Origin of the sequence: Desulfonatronum zhilinae, from assembly GCF_900182865.1 — a bacterium.
In the GTDB taxonomy this organism is placed as follows: Bacteria; Desulfobacterota; Desulfovibrionia; order Desulfovibrionales; family Desulfonatronaceae; genus Desulfonatronum; species Desulfonatronum lacustre.
On record NZ_FXUJ01000009.1, the window covers coordinates 81,601 to 98,499 of the forward strand.

A 16,899-nucleotide genomic window follows, 5' to 3' on the forward strand; every position below is an offset into this window, starting at 1 on the left:
ACGGGGCCGTCCCATCACTGTTACCCCATCATAATATCCGCGCGGAATTTCACCAGCCACTACACCTCATCCATCCCACTTTTACGTATCGCCGCAACGCCCCCTTGCAGATTCAGAGCGTCCTGGATACCGGCCTCTTTCAAGGTGATCTGGGCCTCGTAGGACCGGCCTCCGGCGTTGCAGACCAGAACCAGCGGCTTGTCCCGTGGCACTTCGTCCAGCCTGACCCGCAGTTCATCCTGGGGAATATTCATCCAGACATCGGGGTGTTTTTCCAGGAACGGTTGGGCATTGGCCGGTCCGCGACAATCCAGCACCCGGAAGTCGCGGGCCGGGGCGTTCCAGAGCCGGGCGAATTCCGAGACGGTCATGGCGGCGCAGCGGCCCTCCAGGATGTTTTCCGCGGCGTTGGCCGCGGCGTTGACGATGTCCATGGCCGAGGAAAAGGGGGGAGAATAGGGATATTCCAGATTGCCGATCACGGAGACATGCGGATGGTCGCCCAGAACCGCGGCCACGGCCCCGACCCGGCCCACCAGACCATCCCCCTTGGCGCACAGCCCCTGCGCGCCAAGGACCCGGCCTTTTTTCGGGCCGCTTTTTTCCACGACCATTTCCAGGTGCATCAATTCGTTTTCCGGGAAAAAATGGGCCCGGTCCGACTGGACCACATGGGAATGAACGGCATCCAGCCCGGCCCGTTGAGCCGCTTCCGGGCACAACCCGGCTCCGGCCACGGAAATTTCAAACAATTTGACCGCGAAGCTGCCCACGGCTCCAGGAAACTCGGCGTCGCCGCCTGCCAGATTGGTCCCGATCACCCGGCCCTGGCGGTTGGCCAATGAGCCCAAGGGGTAGTACCCGGGTTGGCCCGTGACCAGATTGGTCACCTGGACGCAGTTGCCGCCGGCGTAAATGTCCGGGTCCGAGGTCCGCAAGCGCGTATCCACGACAATGCCGCCGCGGGGCGACACCTCCAGCCCGGCGTCCTTGGCCAGTTCGGAGTTGGGAATCACGCCCACGGAGAGAATCACCAGATCCGCCTCCAGTTCCTCTCCTTCCAGGAGCACCCGCTCCACGGCCCCGTCTCCGTCTCCGGCGGCTCCGGCTCCGGCAAATCCCTTTACCGTAGCCGACAACCGGAAGCTCACTCCCTGCTCCTGCATGTGATGCTGGGCCATCCGGGCCAGTTCTTGGCTGACGAAACCGGGGAGGATCTGGTCCGCGATTTCCACCACCGTGGTTTCCACGCCCCACATGTCCGAAAGCGCTTCGGCGATCTCCAGGCCGATGAACCCGGCCCCGACCACCACGGCCTTGCCCACCTTGCCCGCCTCCACCCGGGAGCGGATGCCCTCGGCCTCCTCCAGGTTGGACACCACGAAAACCCCGTCCAGATCCACTCCGGGCAGGTCCGGCCTGCGCGGACGGCTGCCCGTGGCCAGGACCAGCTTGTCGTAGGCAAACGCCATATTCTCCCCGGATTCCAGGTCTCGGGCATGGACGACCTTGGCTTGGCGATCAATGCGCTCGGCCCGCGTTCGGGTCAGGACGTCCACGCCCTTGGCCTCGTGAAAGAACTTCGGGTCGCGAATCATGTGGAAGCTGGTGGCCTGCAATTCCTTGACGTCGCTGACGTCCCCGGAAACATAATACGGAATGCCGCACCCGCCGTAGGAGACCCTGGCCCCCTGATCAATGATGGTCACCCGGGCATCCGGCATCAGCCGTTTCAACCGACACGCCGCCTTGGGCCCCAACGCCACTCCGCCGATAATCACAACATTCATGGTTCTATTCCTTTCATGACAAAGGTTATTGCCGGTCAACCGGCAACGTGAAAAAACACGCTCGTTCAACAATGAGTTTGATCAGTAATGCGGTTACCCCGCTCCCGCCGCCTTCGTCGCCTGCTTCAACCGCAGCCCCAGGGAGCTGATGATCTTTCGGGACACGCTGGGGCTGTGGGACAGGAGGTCTTCGAAGACGTTGAAGGAGAGGAGCAGGAATTCTGAGTCGGTTTCGGCTCGGGCCGTGGAGTGGCGGGGCTGGTCCAGAAGGTAGGCGGTTTCGCCGAAGAAGTGTTTTGGTTCGATGACGATCAGGGGCTCGGAGTCCGGGGTTGGGTTTTCGCCGAACAGCGCGACCTTGCCGGTGTGCAGATAGTAGATGTCCCGGCCCTGGTCGCCTTTGTGATAAATGACCTCTCCAGCCGGAACACTCTGGGCGTACTTGGAGAAAATGCGCCGGGATGAGCCGAAGAGTTTGTCTTCCACGCGCCCGCTGATTCCGGTGGAATTGCTCTGGGAGGTGATGATCCGGTCCAGGGCCAGGATGTCCACCCGGCCGGCCACTTCCACGAACTGGGCGAAGAGGAAAAAGAGCAGAAAGACGAGATAGACCCAGAGCAGTAGAAAGATCACCGCACCCAGGGACCCGTACACGTAGTTGTAGGTAGCCAGGGAGACGTACTGCAAGAAGGCCAGTTGCAATCCGTGGATGGACAAGGTGCACAGCCCCGCGCCCAGGGCCGCGTGCCAGGTCTTGGGCTTGGTCAGGGGCAAAAAACGGTAGCAGATGAAGATCAGGCTGAAGACCAGGGCCAGCGGCACCACGAAGCCGGAAAGCGACAACAGCAGGTCGTAAATCTGGATCAGCCAGGAAAATTCCCCCAGCTTGTCGGACAGGAAGCGCAGAATCACGTTGGTCAGCGCGGAAAGCAACAGCAGAATCAGGACGCCGGGCACCAGGACCAGGGACAGCAGGTTGCTCCAAACGAAACTTCTGGAGTGATTGCTGGGGAAGATCACCCCAAAGGCGCTCTGGATGGAACTGATAATCAACCGACTGGTCCAAAGCACTCCCAAAAGCCCCAATCCACTGATCGCGGCCTGCGTTTCCAAGACCCCGATGCGTCGAAAAAAGTCTTCGTTCAGCTCCGTGTTGAACTCGGCCAGAAAGGCGAACAGTTCCTCGGTCAGTTCCGGATGGTTGACCAGCGAGGTGTTCAGGATGGAGACGACCACCAGGATCAGCGGCCCGATGGACAACAGAAAATAGTAAGCCGCCGCGGATGCGTGGCTGGAAAGCTGATTCTTCAAAAACTGGAGGACGGTGCCGTACGTGGTCTGCAAAAACCAGTTCAGCCCGTCCCCCAGAAGATGGAAGGGAAGTTTAAGCCACGACCTTGGCCACACGATCGCCGACCTCGTCCGTGGTCATGCCCATGCGTCCGGCGGCCTGGCTGGCCATGGAGGGCAACAGGTTGATCACGGCCTGCTCCACGGCCTGGGCCGCCTGAGCTTCCTTGAGTTCAACGAGCATCATTTGTCCGGCCAGGATCGCGGCCAGGGGGTTGGCCTTGCCCTGCCCCGCGTATTTCGGGGCCGAGCCGCCGATGGGCTCGAACATGGACACGCCCTCGGGGTTGATGTTCCCGCCCGCGGCAATGCCCAGCCCGCCCTGGGTGATGGCCCCCAGATCGGTGATGATGTCCCCGAACATGTTGTCCGTGACGATCACGTCGAACCACTCCGGGTTCTTGACCATCCACATGCAGGTGGCGTCCACGTGGGCGTAGTCCAGCTCCACCTGGGGGAATTCCTTTCCCAGTTCCCGAAAGACTCGCTCCCACAAGCCGAAGGCAAAGGTCAGGACATTGGTCTTGCCGCACAGGGTCAGCTTTTTGCGCGGCCGGGAGGCGGCCAGTTCAAAGGCGTACCGCAGACAGCGCTCCACGCCCATGTAGGTGTTCACGGACTCCTGGACCGCGATTTCATGCTTGGTGCCCTGGCGCAGGCACCCGCCGCTGCCGGCGTACAGGCCTTCGGTATTCTCCCGAACCACCACGTAGTCGATCTGCTCCGGCCCCTTGTCCTTGAGCGGGCACTCCACGCCGGGATAGAGCTTCACCGGACGCAGGTTGATGTACTGATCCAGGGCGAAGCGGATCTTCAGCAAAACCCCCTGCTCCAGAATGCCCGGCTTGACGTCCGGGTGGCCGATGGCCCCGAGGTAGATGGAATCCAGGCCGCGCATCTCCTCCAGCACGGAGTCCGGAACCAGCTCCCCGGTCTTCAGGTAGCGCTCCCCGCCCAGATCGATGTGCTGCCAGTTGATCTTGAATCCATATTTCGCCCCGGCCGCGTCCAGCACCTTGCGGCCCTGCATGGTCACCTCCGGCCCGATGCCGTCCCCGGGGAACCAGCCGATATTGTAACTGCGCATGTCGTCGTTTCTCCTCAGTAAAGTTCATGGTTCACAAAAATGAACCGCACGCTTCCGATGGTCGCTCAAGGCGCAAAGTTCGCCAAGGAAAACATTTTGGAAAGCAGGGAAAGAGCTGCTTTCCAAAAGGATTGCCGCTTCCTGACGGGAGACAGAAACATCGCCGTCAGGCGGCAAAGCTTTTGCCTTCCGCATCTTTCCGGCGGAAGGCAAAAATCTATTCTTGACGTCCTTGGCGGCTTGAGCGAAGCGGGCGGTTCCCTCTTTCAAAAAACAGTCAGATCACCCCTCCGTCATCTGCCTGCGCACATACCCCACCAGGCCCCCCTGGGCCAGGATTTCCCGCATGAACGGCGGGACCGGGGTGCAGGGGATGTCCGTGTTCTGGGTCAGGTTGCGGATCAGGCCTTTTTCCGGGTCCACTTCCAGGCGGTCGCCTTCGTTGATGGTGTCCGCGGCGTCGCCGATTTCCAGCAGGGTCAGGCCCATGTTGAAGCCGTTGCGATAGAATATCCGGGCGAAGCTGTGGGCCAGGACCACGGGCATGCCCGCGCCGAGAATGGCGATGGGCGCGTGTTCCCGGGACGAGCCGCAGCCGAAGTTCGGCCCGGCCAGCAGGATGTCGCCCTTTTGCACCCGGTTGATCCAACCCGGCTCCAGCCCTTCGAAGCAGTTCCTGCCCAACTCCAGTGGGTCCGTGGTGACCAGAAACCGGGCCGGGATGATGGCGTCCGTGTCAATATTGGTGCCGACCTTGCGGGCCGCTCCTGTATAACTCATGTTACCTCCTCCCCACGATTTCAGCCGGATGGCAGACTCGTCCCGCAATCGCCGTGGCCGCGGCCACGCCGGCTCCGGCCAGATAGACCTCGCTTTCCAGGCTGCCCATCCGGCCCTTGAAGTTGCGGTTGGTGGTGGCCAGGACCTTTTCACCGGAAGCCAGGATGCCCATGTGGCCGCCCAGGCAGGGGCCGCAGGTGGGCGGGCCGACAACGGCCCCGGCGTCCATGAAGATTTCCAGCAGGCCTTCACGCAGGGCCTGCTTGTAGATCAGCGGCGTGGCCGGGAGGATGATCAGCCGCAGGCCCTTGGCGGCTTTGCGGCCCTTGAGCAGTGCGGCGGCGCGGCGCAGGTCGCTGATCCGGCCGTTGGTGCAGGAGCCGATGACCACCTGGTCCACGACCACGCCCGCCACCTCCTCCACGGGCCGGACGTTGTCCGGCAGGTGCGGGCAGGCGATCTGGGGCGAAAGGCCGGAGACGTCGAAGGTCAGTTCCTGCTCATAAACCGCGCCGGGGTCGGCGGCAACAGGGGCGGCGCCAGGTCGCCCGGCGGCCCGGGTATAGGCCAAAGTCTTGTCGTCCGCGGCGAAAAGCCCGACCTTGCCTCCGGCCTCAATGGCCATATTGGCCATGGTCATCCGGCCTTCCACGTCCATGGCCGCGATTACCGGGCCATCAAACTCCAGGGCCTTGTAGGTGGCCCCGGCCACGCCGATCTTGCCGATGAGCAGCAGGATCAAGTCTTTGGCTTCCAGGTGCTCGGGCATGGTTCCGGTAAAGGTCGCCCGGATGGTGGGCGGGACCTTGAACCAGGTTTCGCCCAGAGCCATGGCCGCGGCCACGTCCGTGCTGCCCATGCCCGTGGCAAAGGCCCCCAACCCGCCATAGGTGCAGGTGTGGCTGTCCGCGCCCACGATCACGTCGCCCGGACCCACCAGGCCCAGTTCCGGCAACAGGGCGTGCTCCACCCCGGATTCGCCGCCGTCATAGAAGTGGACCACGCCCATCTTGCGGGCGAAATCCCGGACCACCTTGACCTGCTGGGCCGAGTCGATGTCCTTGTTCGGGGTGAAATGGTCGCAGACCAGGAAGACCTTTTCCGGGTCAAAAACCTTGGTCGCGCCCATGGCTTCGAAGGACTTGATGGCCAGGGGCGCGGTGATATCGTTGGCCAGGACCGAGGACAGCCGGGTCCGGACGATCTGGCCCGGGCCGGTGATCGTCTCCTCGGTGCGGCCCTGAAGAATTTTTTCAGCTAAGGTCTGGGGCATATTTTTTCCTCCATTTTTTTGGCGATGCGGTTCAGGGCGTTCAGGTAGGCCTTGGCGCTGGCCACGATGATGTCCGGATCAGCGCCCCTGCCCACGGCCGAAGCCCCCTGTTCCTCGATGCGCACGGTCACCTCGCCCTGGGCGTCCGTGCCCCCGGTAATGGCGTTCACCGAGAACTGCAACAGCTTGGGGTCCCGGCAGCACAGCTTGGCAATGGTGTGGAACACCGCGTCGATGGGGCCGACGCCGAAATCCGCCAACTGTTTCTCCTGGCCGTCCACCTCCAGCTTCATGGCCGCGGAGGGAATGGCCATGTTCCCGGAGAGCACGCTCAGGTACAGCAGCTTGTACTTGTCCGGAATGCGGTAGATTTCCTCCAGGACCAGAGCCTCAATGTCCTCGGTGGCGATCTGCTCCTTCTTGTCCGCCAGGCGCTTCAGGGCCTGAAAGACCAGGTCCACCTGGTCCTCGTCCAGCCGATAGCCCAGCTCCTCCAGCCGCTTCTTCAGGGCATGCCGGCCGGAATGTTTGCCCAAAACCATTTCCGTGCCGGAACGGCCGATGCTTTCCGGAGTCATGATCTCGTAGGTGGAACGATGCTTGAGCATCCCGTCCTGGTGGATGCCGGACTCGTGGGCAAAGGCGTTGGAGCCGACTACGGCTTTGTTCGCCGGAATGGGCCGACCGATGATCATGGACAGCAGGCGGCAGGAGGGAAAGAGCTGCTCGGTCTTGATGGTCGTGGTCAGGTTGTAGACGTCCTTGCGCACGTTCAGGGCCATGACCACTTCTTCCAGAGCCGCGTTTCCGGCCCGCTCGCCGATCCCGCTCAGGGTCACCTCGGCCTGCCGGGCTCCGGCGCGCAAGGCCGCCAGGGTGTTGGCCACGCCCAGGCCCAAATCATTGTGGCAATGCACGCTGAATACGGCCTGGTCGCTGTTGGGCACCTTTTCCAGCAAATAGCGGATCAGGGCGCCGAATTCGTCGGGCTGGGCATAGCCCACGGTGTCGGGGATGTTGATGGTCCTGGCCCCGGCGGCAATGACCCGCTCCACCACCGTGGCCAGGAAATCCCATTCGGATCGGGAGGCGTCCTCGGCGGAAAATTCCACGTTGGAGGTGTATTTGACCGCATGGCGCACCGCGGCCTCGGCCATCTCCAGAACCTGATCCGGAGACTTGCGCAGCTTGTACTCCATGTGCAGGGGCGAGGTGGCCAGAAAGGTGTGGATACGCGGGTTCGCGCCGTCCTTGATGGCCTCCCAGGCCCGGTCGATGTCCCCGGGCGTGGCCCGGCACAGCCCGGCCACCTGGCAGTCCTTGACCGCCCGGCTGATGGCCTGGACCGCTTCAAAGTCCCCCTGACTGGCGGCAGGAAACCCGGCCTCGATGATGTCCACGCCCAAAATTTCCAACTGCCGGGCCAGCCGGATTTTTTCCGGCATGCTCATGGTCGCGCCGGGCGACTGCTCGCCGTCGCGCAAGGTGGTATCGAAGAAAAGTACTCGTGACTCGCTCATGATATCCTCGTGATGTTAGAAGAATTTGGAGTTGGTTCTCAATAGGTTGACATTTTACTGACTGCACAGCCCATGCGGTTGCTTCATCGGACCTGCGACAGGCCGTAGGGGCAGGCCTTGCGCCTGCCCTTCGCCCATATCAACATGGCGGCACGGATGATCGCTTATTCGGCGCTCCTCCTCAATGACCCTCCCACCCAGGGCGGCCGCGAGGGCCGCCTCTACATGAAATTTGTCAACCTGTTTTTCGTAAGAAATGAACCATCCCGTATCCGCATCTTTCCAGCGGAAACCGAAAAATCTTCTTGGCGTCCCCCGTGCCTTGAGCGTAGCGGGCGGTTAGTATTTCAGAGGCTACAAATCTGCGCTCATTTTCGGAACACCATCGCGTCACCGCGAACTGTTCACGAAGCAAGGAGAGAAATCAAGAAAAACTATGAGGGGGTGGGGGGTTGGTTACGGGAGTTCATGAGGGGACTCCCGTAGCAGACGGACTTTGCGATAAGGTAGAATCAGGAAGGAGAGGACCAACCCGGAAATCAGGTAGGTCAGAAAAAACAGGAATCCCAAAACCTTGGGTTCGGAAGCGATGACCACGAAGATCAGCATGGCCGCCACGGTGGTCCGGAACGGATGGCTGCGAATACCGTCGAATTCTTTCAAAGACGGATAACGCACCCGACTGACCATCAAAAAGGAAAGCATGTACACCAAAACCAGGGTGATCGTGCCGTACTTGTCTTCGAGAAGGGCCGGGGATTGGGTGCTGAACAGGACCAGGGTAGCAAGGACGCAGGCCGCGGCGGGAATGGGAAGGCCGATGAAGTATTTCTGGGAGATCTTTCCGGATTGAACGTTGAACCTGGCCAGCCGCAACGCGCCGCAGGCCACGATCAGGAAGGAGGCCAGCAAGCCAAGACGTCCGAATTCCTGCAACTGCCACATGTAGACCATGATCGCCGGGGCCACGCCGAAAGCGACCAGGTCGGCCAGAGAGTCCAGCTGGACGCCGAACTCGCTGGTGGAGTGGGTCAGGCGGGCGACCATTCCGTCCATGCCGTCCAGAACACAACTGACCAAAATGGCCAGGGCGCTATACAAGAACTGCCCTTCAATGGCCCAGATGATCGCCAGAAAGCCGGAGAACAGGCTGGCGGTGGTGAAGAGGTTGGGGAGGAGGTAGACTCCTTTACAGATGGGCTGATTCGGACGGTTCACGAGGACTCGGTGGTGTTGGTTTGGGCTTTCAGCTTGGCCATGACCGTCAGGCCGGCGCAGGTTTGTTGCTGTTTCGTCACGCAGACTTCATAAGCATCCGGAAGGTAAAGGTCAACCCTGGAGCCGAATTTAATCAATCCAACACGCTGCCCGCGCCGCACGTCGTCACCCTCTTCAGCCCAGCAAACAATCCGTCGGGCCACCAAGCCCGCTATCTGAACCACGGTCCAGCCATGGCCGTGCTCGTCCACGATCCGAAACTGATTGCGCTCGTTGTCCTCGGAGGCCTTGTCCAAGGCCGCGTTCAGGAATTTTCCGGGAAAATAGGTGATCCTTTCCACCCGCCCGGTCACCGGAGTCCGGTTCACATGTACGTTGAACACGTTCATGAAGATGGAGACCTTTGTCCGCACCTGGCCCGTGGCCGGATCGACGGCGGGGCCGATGAAGACGATCTTGCCGTCCGCCGGTGCCACGGCAAGGCCCGGTTCCTGGGGCGTGACCCGTTCCGGGTCACGAAAAAAGTTCAGGGTCAGGGTCGTCAGGATCAGGGCGATTACGGCCGCGACTCCCCAGCCGAGAACGGCCAGGATCAACGTCACGAAGGCCCCCAGTCCGATATACGGCAGGCCCTCTTTGGCGAGCCCGGGCGAAGATTGGCGCATTTCAGTGCTCCTTATTGTCAGGATTATCAGATCAAGGTTTCAGGTTGAAAAATCCGTGGGATCGCCGCCACCAGTGGGGCATGGCTTGGTCAGTCTCCATTGGTAAATGACCCCATGAAACACTGCTCCGCCTCGGCATTGCCGATCATGATCAATTCCGTGTCCGGATCAATGGAGCTGCCTGGCGAGGGGTTGATGTTCAGTTGGCCCTTGTTGTCGATGGCGATCACGTTGCAACCGGTCTTCTGACGGATATTGCTTTGCTCCAAGGTTTTTCCGACCAGTTTTTTGGGCGCGCGCAACTTGAAGATGTTCAGCCCTTCGGAGACCATCAAGGTGTTGTCCTGCAACAGGTAGTTCGTAATGCTGGTCACGCCCAGGGAGGCGTAGGACATCACCAGGTCGGCTCCGGCCCGGTGCAGCTTGGAAATATTTCGATCCAACGTGGCGCGGGTGATGATCTGAATGTCCGGCCGGAGGCGACGGCAATAAATGGTAAGGTAGATGTTCATGTCGTCGTCATGCGTGGTCACGATCACCGCGGGCGCGGTGTCGATGCCCGCCTTGCGCAGGGTTTCCAGGTCCGCGGCGCTGCCGTGGACGTACTCGTCTTCCCGGCCCTTGATGGCGCGAATATTTTTTTCCACGATCTTATAGGCCACCCCGCGGGCCTTGAGCGTATCCGCCGCGGCCCTGCCGACCCGTCCGCCGCCCAAAATCAGTACCGGCGCCTCGCTGGTCGCATAGCCGCCGAATGTTTCGTCATACACGGCCAACTGCTGATCCGAGCCTGCCAGGACAAGGACAGTAGAGGCGGAAATCATGGTATCCGGTAAGGGCACCTTGTACTTGCCCCGCTCCCAGACCCCGGCCACGGTGATCCCGGTCAGCTCCCGCAACCGGCTTTCCAGAATGGTCTTGCCCTCCAACGAACTGCGCATGGCCGGGACTTCGGCGATGAGCAGATCATCGAACCGACCGATGATGTTCGCCCGCATGCTCACGCCCAGGACCCGCCGGGCCAGGGACTGTCCGAGCATCTTGGTAAACTGGTAGACGTGGCTGCTGCCGGCCAGTTCAAGAATATCCACGGAATCGTCATCCGAGGCGTTGGATACGATGGGCGTTTTTTCGCACAGTTCACGCAGGGTATAGACGATGTTGGTGTTGATCTTGTCCTCAGTGTGATTCACCACGATCAAGGCCGCCTTGTCGGCCTGAATCCGGCGGTACGTCTCAATATCGTCCAGTTCGCCGAGCACGACCTTGAAGCCCTGCTCATACAACCGTAGTGCTACCTGCTGGTCTTCGACAACCAGGTAGCACTTGCGATTGTATTGCTTGAGCTTGTTATCCAAGCTTAATGAGATGGGATCAATGCCCACGACGATGATGTGGTTTTCCGTATTGTCGGGGATAGTCCGGATTACCCTGGACTTTGACTGGGCTTCCAGCCAGGGAGCATAAAAAAACTGGATAAAGGTGAAGGGCAGCATGACCAGGAGAAATACGACGCCGGAGAGAAGAACAATCAGGGAAAAGACAAACCCCAGGTCTGAGTGAAAGGTGATGTCTCCGAAACCAAGCGTGGACATGACTACGAGGGTCCAGTACACGCCTGTAATCCATGAAAAATAACGCCCTTCATGGTACATCATGATCACATGAAACAAGATGCTGTAGGTTGTTACTAACAGCACGAGAATCATCAGAAATTTGGACAGAACACGCAAATCCCGTTTAGCGGTTCTTTTTTGGAGCAGGGCGACGATTTGGGCAGGGAGGTACTTCATGAAGTGGACTCAGGAAATCACCGTTCGGGGTTCGCTACTGGTTCAATCTAAAATGAAAAACCGTACCACGTTGAGTCCGGTCCAGATCTGAATCAGGGCCAGGAACAGCATGACGGCGTTGTTCAGCCCGTGCAGAACAGGCAGTCTTTTATACTTTCCCTTCTGCCTGTCCAGCAGCAGCCCGCTGACCAGGCCGAAGATCATCAGCGGCCCCAAGGCCAGGCCGATCCAGTAATGGTGCTGGGTATAGCCGATTCCTCCCCAGAAATACGCCGTGACCGCCGCGCCGCCGATCAAGCCGACCAGAAGAGCCGTCAGCGTGATCAGTCCGAGAGATACATGGCGTTTCCAGAGGAATGCCGCTTTTTTTCCGGAGAAAGCGGCCAGGAGCCGCGGCCATCCCAGGTAAAAAACGTACACGGCAAGAATGGTCGCCGCAAACTGCCAAAGCGGATGAATGTAGTAGGCCATGAGGCACCTCGATGGTTGTTTTCGCTAAACTTTTTCCGACACAAGCACGGACAAGCGCGGGAAGAAGGTCGTGGAGACGAGGACAATCCGGCGAAGACCGGGAAAATCTCAACTCACTCGGGCCTTGTCAAGGCGATTGTTTGGCCTTATCCACAATCCACTTCGCGCACGGGCAGTTTTTGCCTTCCGAAGTAAAATGACCTATATTTTCTTTTTGCATTTTTATTGCCACCCATCTTTGAAGAGGAAACCATGATCGGTATATCAAAACTCTATTGCGGAACGATTGAGCCGTCCGACGCACTGCGTTACGGTCGGCATTCCGGCAAGCTGCCCTCGCATCTGCTCCAATTCTCCCAGGACAAAAAGCCCGTGGTGGTCTGGAACATGACCCGGCGCTGCAACCTGAAATGCGTCCACTGTTACGCCCAGGCCGTGGATCCCGACGGCACGGACGAAATCTCCACGGCCCAGGCCAAGACCATGATCGACGACCTGGCCGCCTTCGGCTCGCCGGTAATGCTCTTTTCCGGCGGCGAACCCCTGGTACGCAAAGACCTGGTGGAACTGGCCCATTACTCCGTATCCAAGGGCATGCGCGCCGTGATCTCCACCAACGGCACCCTGATCACCAAGCAAAAGGCCAAGGAACTCAAGGACGTCGGCCTGTCCTACGTGGGCATCTCCCTGGACGGCGGCGAGGAGGTCCATGACCGCTTCCGCGGCGTGACCGGATCGTACAAGAAAGCCCTGGAAGGCATCGCCAACTGTCAGGCCGAGGGGCTGAAGGTCGGCCTGCGATTCACCATCAATAAGCGCAATGTCCAGGAAGTGCCGGTTCTTTTCGACCTGATAAAGGATCTGGAAGTCCCGCGGATCTGTTTTTATCACCTGGTCTACTCCGGCCGCGGGTCGGACCTGATGAACGAGGACCTGGATCACGGCCAGACCCGGGAAGTGGTCCATCAGATCATTGATCGCACCAAGGCCCTGTTCGACGCCGGGATGCCCAAGGAAGTCCTGACCGTGGACAACCACGCGGACGGGCCGTTGATCTACCTGCGCCTGCTCCAGGAAGACCCTAAGCGGGCCGAGGAAGTCCGGGAACTGCTCTCCTTCAACGAGGGCAACAATTCCGGTCGGGGCATCGGTTGCATCTCCTGGGACGGCCAGGTCCACGCCGACCAGTTCTGGCGCAACCACACCTTCGGCAATGTCCTGGAACGCCCGTTCTCCGAAATCTGGATGGACCCGAATATCGCATTGCTGGCCAAACTGAAGGACAAGAAGGCCCACGTCACCGGACGGTGCACGACCTGCCGCTTCCTGAGCGTCTGCGGCGGCAACTTCCGCGCCCGTTCCGAAGCCTTTCACGGCGACATCTGGGCCCCGGACCCGGCCTGCTATCTGACGGACGAGGAAATTGCCGGACCGGCCATTGCGTAACGTCGCGCCATGTCTCCACTTAAAGCCGAACATCTTCCCCACTACACCTATGCGGATTATGCGCAGTGGGAAGGCCGCTGGGAATTGATTCACGGCGTGGCGTTCGCCATGGCTCCGGCGCCAAGCCCGCGTCACCAGATGGTCAGCCAGAAGATCGCCGCGGAGTTGGAGCGCTGCCTGTCCACCTGTCCGCAATGCCATGCCCTGCTCCCCGTGGACTGGAGAATTGCCGACGATATTGTCGTGCAACCGGACAACCTGGTGATCTGCCACGAACCAGAAGGCCCGTACCTCACCCAGGCCCCGCACCTGATTTTTGAAGTCCTCTCCCCCTCCACGGCGCTGAAGGACAGGAACATCAAGTACGAGTTGTATGAAAGAGCGGGAGTCCTTTACTACTGCCTGATCGACCCGCAAATAAACCAGGCAACGATATACAAGCTGGTCAACGGAAGATACGTCAAGGAAGCGACCATTTCAAAAGAAAACCTTGATTTCGAATGGGAGGGCTGCCGCCTGCCCTTCAACTTTTCAACTATCTGGGTCGAAGCAGCTTAAGAGAAACTACATGCCAGTGTTCAACTCTGAATCCCGCGAGAACGTTCGGAAAAATCTCGTAACTTCTCTGTCGCCGGAACCGGAAGTACGACGAATTGTCGTGTTCGGGTCTTTTTTGTCCGCAACAGAGCCAGCTGACGTCGATGTGGCCGTGTTTCAGGACAGCAACGAAGGGTATCTCCAACTGGCCATGAAATATAGGCGACTGACTCGTGAAATCGCGAAAACGATTGCCCTGGACATCCTGCCGCTCAAGGAATCTCATTACCCGAGTGCTGTTCCGTTAAGCATTACCGAAGGCCAAGTGATATATGAGAGGTAGATCGAGTCAATGGGTTGCCTTCGCGGACGAAAACTTGTCCGCCGCCCGCTTGCTGCTTGACCATCTCCTCCTGAACGCATGTTTGCATAACATTCAGCAAGCGGTTGAAAAATACCTCAAGGCAATATTGATTCACTTTGAGAAGCCGTTCAAGAAAACACACAGCATTCGGGAACTGATCATCATCCTGTCGCGTCATGATATCCACATCGAAATCAGCGAAGATGACGTAGATTTTTTGGATTCGATCTACCTCCCGTCAAAGTATCCCCTTGGGAGTGCGCTTCCTGATTTTTACCCCGATGAAGCAATCTGTAAAAACGCTCTGACCGTTGCGGAACATATCCAGGCACAGTTTTTTCAAATAACTGCACCGTAAACAGGATCGAGAATTAATCCCATGAACTTCCACAGAGGACGCCGCTTGCGGCGGACGGCCACATTGCGCGGTTTGGTGCGGGAAACGACCATTTCCCGCGACGACCTGATCCAGCCTTATTTCGTCGTGGACACGGACGACCCGAATTTCGTCAAGCCCATCGGAGCCATGCCCGGACAGAGCCAGCTCGGCCTGGGCAAACTGATGGAACGGGTGGGCCGGGCCGTGGACCTGGGGCTTGCGGCCTGCATCCTGTTCGGCATTCCCAAGACCAAGGACCCCACCGGCTCCCAGGGCTGGGCGGAAAACGGGATTGTTCAGCGGGCCGTGGCCGCCCTGAAGCGCTCCTACCCGGACTTGTGCGTGATCACGGACGTCTGTCTGTGCGAATACACCTCCCACGGTCATTGCGGCTTGGTTTCGGACGAGGAAGTCGTCAACGACCCGACCCTGGAGCTGCTGGCCAAGGTCGCCCTGTCCCATGCCCGGGCCGGAGCGGACATGGTCGCGCCCTCGGACATGATGGACGGTCGGGTGTTGGCCATCCGCGAGGCTCTGGACCACGAAGACTTTGCCCATCTGCCGATCATGAGCTACGCCGTGAAGTACGCGTCAAGCTTTTACGGCCCGTTTCGGGAAGCCGCGGAAAGTCCGCCCCAGTTCGGGGACCGCAAGACCTACCAGATGGACCCGGCCAACCGCCGGGAGGCCTTTCGGGAAGCCCTGGCCGACCTGAGCGAGGGCGCGGACCTGCTGATGGTCAAGCCTGCCCTGCCCTACCTGGACATCCTCCGCGACCTCCGCGAAACCACGGACGTGCCCCTGGCCGCCTACCAGGTCAGCGGTGAATACGCCATGATCAAGGCCGCGTCGGCAAACGGCTGGATCGACGAACAAACCGTGGTCCTGGAAACCCTGACCTCCATCAAGCGGGCCGGGGCGGACCTGATATTGACCTATTTCGCCGAGAACGTGTTGGACTGGACCAAATAACCCGGACTTACTTTCCTGATTATCATGCAACATCCCCCCAAAGCGCATTCATCCACCCCGATTCATCACCAAAGCCAACTGGACGGCCCGCCTACCGGCCACACAGGCAACCCGAATGGCAATGCAACTAGCCACCCTGGAGGCCACCCCACCGGACACCCCAAAGGCCTCTCGGGCATGCCCAAAACCCTGCCCGACGGTTCACCGCCCTGCCGGCTGATCGCCTGGGAAGTGACCCGGTCCTGCAACCTGGCCTGCAAGCATTGCCGGGCCGAGGCGCATATGGAGCCGTATCCGGGCGAGTTTTCCACGGAAGAAGCCAAAGCCCTGATCGACACGTTTCAGGAGGTCGGGGACCCGATCATCATTTTCACCGGCGGGGAACCCCTGCTTCGGTCGGACATCTTCGAGCTGGTCCGCTATGCCGACGCCAAGGGCCTGCGCTGCGTGATGGCCCCCAACGGCACCCTGGTCACCGCGGATGTGGCCCGGGAGATGAAGGAGGCCGGGATACAGCGGGCCAGCATTTCCCTGGACGGGCCGGACGCGGCCAGCCACGATGTCTTTCGAGGGGTGGAAGGAGCGTTTGACGGAGCCTTGCGGGCCATTGAGCACTTCAAGGCCGTGGGGCTGCCCTTTCAGATCAACACCACCGTGACCAGGAACAACCTGGGCCAGTTCAAGGAAATCTTCCACCTAGCCGAAAAGCTGGGCGCGACGGCGTGGCATATTTTTCTGCTGGTGCCCACGGGACGGGGCGCGAACCTGGGCCGGGAGGTGATTTCCGGCGAGGAGTACGAAGAGGTGCTCAACTGGTTCTACGATTTCCGCAAGACCACCAAGATGCAGCTCAAGGCCACCTGCGCGCCCCACTATCATCGCATCCTGCGCCAGCGGGCCAAGGAAGACGGCATTCCGGTAACCATGGACAACTTCGGCCTGGACGCCGTCAGCCGGGGCTGCCTGGGCGGCACGGGGTTCTGCTTCATCTCCCATACCGGCCAGGTCCAACCCTGTGGCTACCTGGAACTGGACTGCGGCCAGGTCCGGACCACGCCGTTTCCGGAAATCTGGAAAAAATCCCCGCAGTTCCTGGAGTTTCGCGACCAGAAGGCCTACCACGGCAAGTGCGGGGTCTGCGAATTTCACAAGGTCTGCGCCGGTTGCCGGGCTCGGGCCCAAACCATGAGCGGCCACTATTTGGCCGAGGAACCGCTGTGCACTTATCAGCCGAAGAAGGCTGAAGCCAAGTGA

General features: G+C 60.0%; 17 protein-coding genes. 6 read left to right on the forward strand and 11 right to left on the reverse strand.

The genetic code is table 11. From position 1 onward, the window contains the following. Nucleotides 1-59 precede the first annotated feature (59 nt). The 11 genes from AC559A_RS09160 to AC559A_RS09210 form a co-directional block, all read right to left on the reverse strand. On the reverse strand, nt 60-1,790 hold the full coding sequence (locus AC559A_RS09160) for an FAD-dependent oxidoreductase (RefSeq protein ID WP_498817634.1): 1,731 nt from the start codon (nt 1,788-1,790) through the stop codon (nt 60-62). 93 nt (nt 1,791-1,883) lie between these two features. Beyond that, a complete protein-coding gene (locus AC559A_RS09165) occupies nt 1,884-3,197 on the reverse strand; it encodes a YhjD/YihY/BrkB family envelope integrity protein (protein ID WP_498817636.1) in 1,314 nt (437 codons plus the stop codon). Continuing rightward, nucleotides 3,175-4,227, reverse strand: coding sequence for a 3-isopropylmalate dehydrogenase (locus AC559A_RS09170; protein WP_498817638.1), 1,053 nt, complete (start codon nt 4,225-4,227; stop codon nt 3,175-3,177). The genes AC559A_RS09165 and AC559A_RS09170 overlap by 23 nt, the downstream gene beginning before the upstream one ends. Nucleotides 4,228-4,251: 24 nt before the next feature. Next, nucleotides 4,252-4,497 carry a hypothetical protein gene (locus AC559A_RS09175; RefSeq protein ID WP_028571617.1) on the reverse strand — a complete coding sequence of 82 codons (246 nt, stop codon included), beginning with the start codon at nt 4,495-4,497 and terminating at the stop codon, nt 4,252-4,254. 12 nt (nt 4,498-4,509) lie between these two features. Then, a complete protein-coding gene (locus tag AC559A_RS09180; protein ID WP_498817640.1) occupies nt 4,510-5,007 on the reverse strand; it encodes a 3-isopropylmalate dehydratase small subunit in 498 nt (165 codons plus the stop codon). Between the two features lies 1 nt (nt 5,008). After that, nucleotides 5,009-6,280, reverse strand: a complete 1,272-nt coding sequence (locus AC559A_RS09185; protein ID WP_498817642.1) for a 3-isopropylmalate dehydratase large subunit — start codon at nt 6,278-6,280, stop codon at nt 5,009-5,011. Continuing rightward, the gene (locus AC559A_RS09190; protein ID WP_498817644.1) at nt 6,265-7,800 is read right to left on the reverse strand and encodes a 2-isopropylmalate synthase; all 1,536 of its coding nucleotides are present in this window, start codon (nt 7,798-7,800) and stop codon (nt 6,265-6,267) included. The genes AC559A_RS09185 and AC559A_RS09190 overlap by 16 nt, the downstream gene beginning before the upstream one ends. Before the next feature lie 456 nt (nt 7,801-8,256). Then, a complete protein-coding gene (gene pssA, locus AC559A_RS09195; RefSeq protein ID WP_028571621.1) occupies nt 8,257-9,018 on the reverse strand; it encodes a CDP-diacylglycerol--serine O-phosphatidyltransferase in 762 nt (253 codons plus the stop codon). Further along, a complete protein-coding gene (locus AC559A_RS09200) occupies nt 9,015-9,683 on the reverse strand; it encodes a phosphatidylserine decarboxylase family protein (RefSeq protein ID WP_498817646.1) in 669 nt (222 codons plus the stop codon). Before AC559A_RS09200 ends, pssA begins: the two co-directional genes overlap by 4 nt. A gap of 89 nt (nt 9,684-9,772) precedes the next feature. Next, nucleotides 9,773-11,476, reverse strand: coding sequence for a potassium channel family protein (locus AC559A_RS09205; protein WP_498817648.1), 1,704 nt, complete (start codon nt 11,474-11,476; stop codon nt 9,773-9,775). Between the two features lie 42 nt (nt 11,477-11,518). Continuing rightward, nucleotides 11,519-11,947, reverse strand: a complete 429-nt coding sequence (locus tag AC559A_RS09210; RefSeq protein ID WP_498817650.1) for a DUF4079 family protein — start codon at nt 11,945-11,947, stop codon at nt 11,519-11,521. 252 nt (nt 11,948-12,199) lie between these two features. Between AC559A_RS09210 and ahbC the strand changes: the two genes are divergently transcribed. From ahbC to ahbD, 6 genes are all read left to right on the forward strand, one after another. Further along, nucleotides 12,200-13,393 carry a 12,18-didecarboxysiroheme deacetylase gene (ahbC, locus tag AC559A_RS09215; RefSeq protein ID WP_498817652.1) on the forward strand — a complete coding sequence of 398 codons (1,194 nt, stop codon included), beginning with the start codon at nt 12,200-12,202 and terminating at the stop codon, nt 13,391-13,393. Nucleotides 13,394-13,402: 9 nt separating this feature from the next. Continuing rightward, complete coding sequence (locus tag AC559A_RS09220) at nt 13,403-13,951, forward strand: Uma2 family endonuclease (protein ID WP_028571626.1); 549 nt, start codon at nt 13,403-13,405, stop codon at nt 13,949-13,951. A 10-nt stretch (nt 13,952-13,961) separates the two neighbouring features. Beyond that, on the forward strand, nt 13,962-14,273 hold the full coding sequence (locus AC559A_RS09225; protein WP_028571627.1) for a nucleotidyltransferase domain-containing protein: 312 nt from the start codon (nt 13,962-13,964) through the stop codon (nt 14,271-14,273). Beyond that, nucleotides 14,263-14,652 carry a HEPN domain-containing protein gene (locus AC559A_RS09230; protein WP_028571628.1) on the forward strand — a complete coding sequence of 130 codons (390 nt, stop codon included), beginning with the start codon at nt 14,263-14,265 and terminating at the stop codon, nt 14,650-14,652. The genes AC559A_RS09225 and AC559A_RS09230 overlap by 11 nt, the downstream gene beginning before the upstream one ends. 21 nt (nt 14,653-14,673) lie before the next feature. After that, on the forward strand, nt 14,674-15,645 hold the full coding sequence (gene hemB, locus AC559A_RS09235; protein ID WP_498817655.1) for a porphobilinogen synthase: 972 nt from the start codon (nt 14,674-14,676) through the stop codon (nt 15,643-15,645). A 177-nt stretch (nt 15,646-15,822) separates the two neighbouring features. Further along, on the forward strand, nt 15,823-16,899 hold the full coding sequence (gene ahbD, locus AC559A_RS09240; protein WP_498817656.1) for a heme b synthase: 1,077 nt from the start codon (nt 15,823-15,825) through the stop codon (nt 16,897-16,899).

Coding starts and splice junctions, on each gene's coding strand:
- AC559A_RS09210 (WP_498817650.1), bottom strand. CDS start 11,947: ATGGCCTACTACATTCATCCGCTTTGGCAGTTTGCGGCGACCATTCTT.
- AC559A_RS09225 (WP_028571627.1), top strand. CDS start 13,962: ATGCCAGTGTTCAACTCTGAATCCCGCGAGAACGTTCGGAAAAATCTC.
- AC559A_RS09200 (WP_498817646.1), bottom strand. CDS start 9,683: ATGCGCCAATCTTCGCCCGGGCTCGCCAAAGAGGGCCTGCCGTATATC.
- ahbC (WP_498817652.1), top strand. CDS start 12,200: ATGATCGGTATATCAAAACTCTATTGCGGAACGATTGAGCCGTCCGAC.
- AC559A_RS09180 (WP_498817640.1), bottom strand. CDS start 5,007: ATGAGTTATACAGGAGCGGCCCGCAAGGTCGGCACCAATATTGACACG.
- AC559A_RS09170 (WP_498817638.1), bottom strand. CDS start 4,227: ATGCGCAGTTACAATATCGGCTGGTTCCCCGGGGACGGCATCGGGCCG.
- AC559A_RS09160 (WP_498817634.1), bottom strand. CDS start 1,790: ATGAATGTTGTGATTATCGGCGGAGTGGCGTTGGGGCCCAAGGCGGCG.
- ahbD (WP_498817656.1), top strand. CDS start 15,823: ATGCCCAAAACCCTGCCCGACGGTTCACCGCCCTGCCGGCTGATCGCC.
- AC559A_RS09190 (WP_498817644.1), bottom strand. CDS start 7,800: ATGAGCGAGTCACGAGTACTTTTCTTCGATACCACCTTGCGCGACGGC.
- AC559A_RS09205 (WP_498817648.1), bottom strand. CDS start 11,476: ATGAAGTACCTCCCTGCCCAAATCGTCGCCCTGCTCCAAAAAAGAACC.
- AC559A_RS09185 (WP_498817642.1), bottom strand. CDS start 6,280: ATGCCCCAGACCTTAGCTGAAAAAATTCTTCAGGGCCGCACCGAGGAG.
- AC559A_RS09230 (WP_028571628.1), top strand. CDS start 14,263: ATGAGAGGTAGATCGAGTCAATGGGTTGCCTTCGCGGACGAAAACTTG.
- AC559A_RS09220 (WP_028571626.1), top strand. CDS start 13,403: ATGTCTCCACTTAAAGCCGAACATCTTCCCCACTACACCTATGCGGAT.
- hemB (WP_498817655.1), top strand. CDS start 14,674: ATGAACTTCCACAGAGGACGCCGCTTGCGGCGGACGGCCACATTGCGC.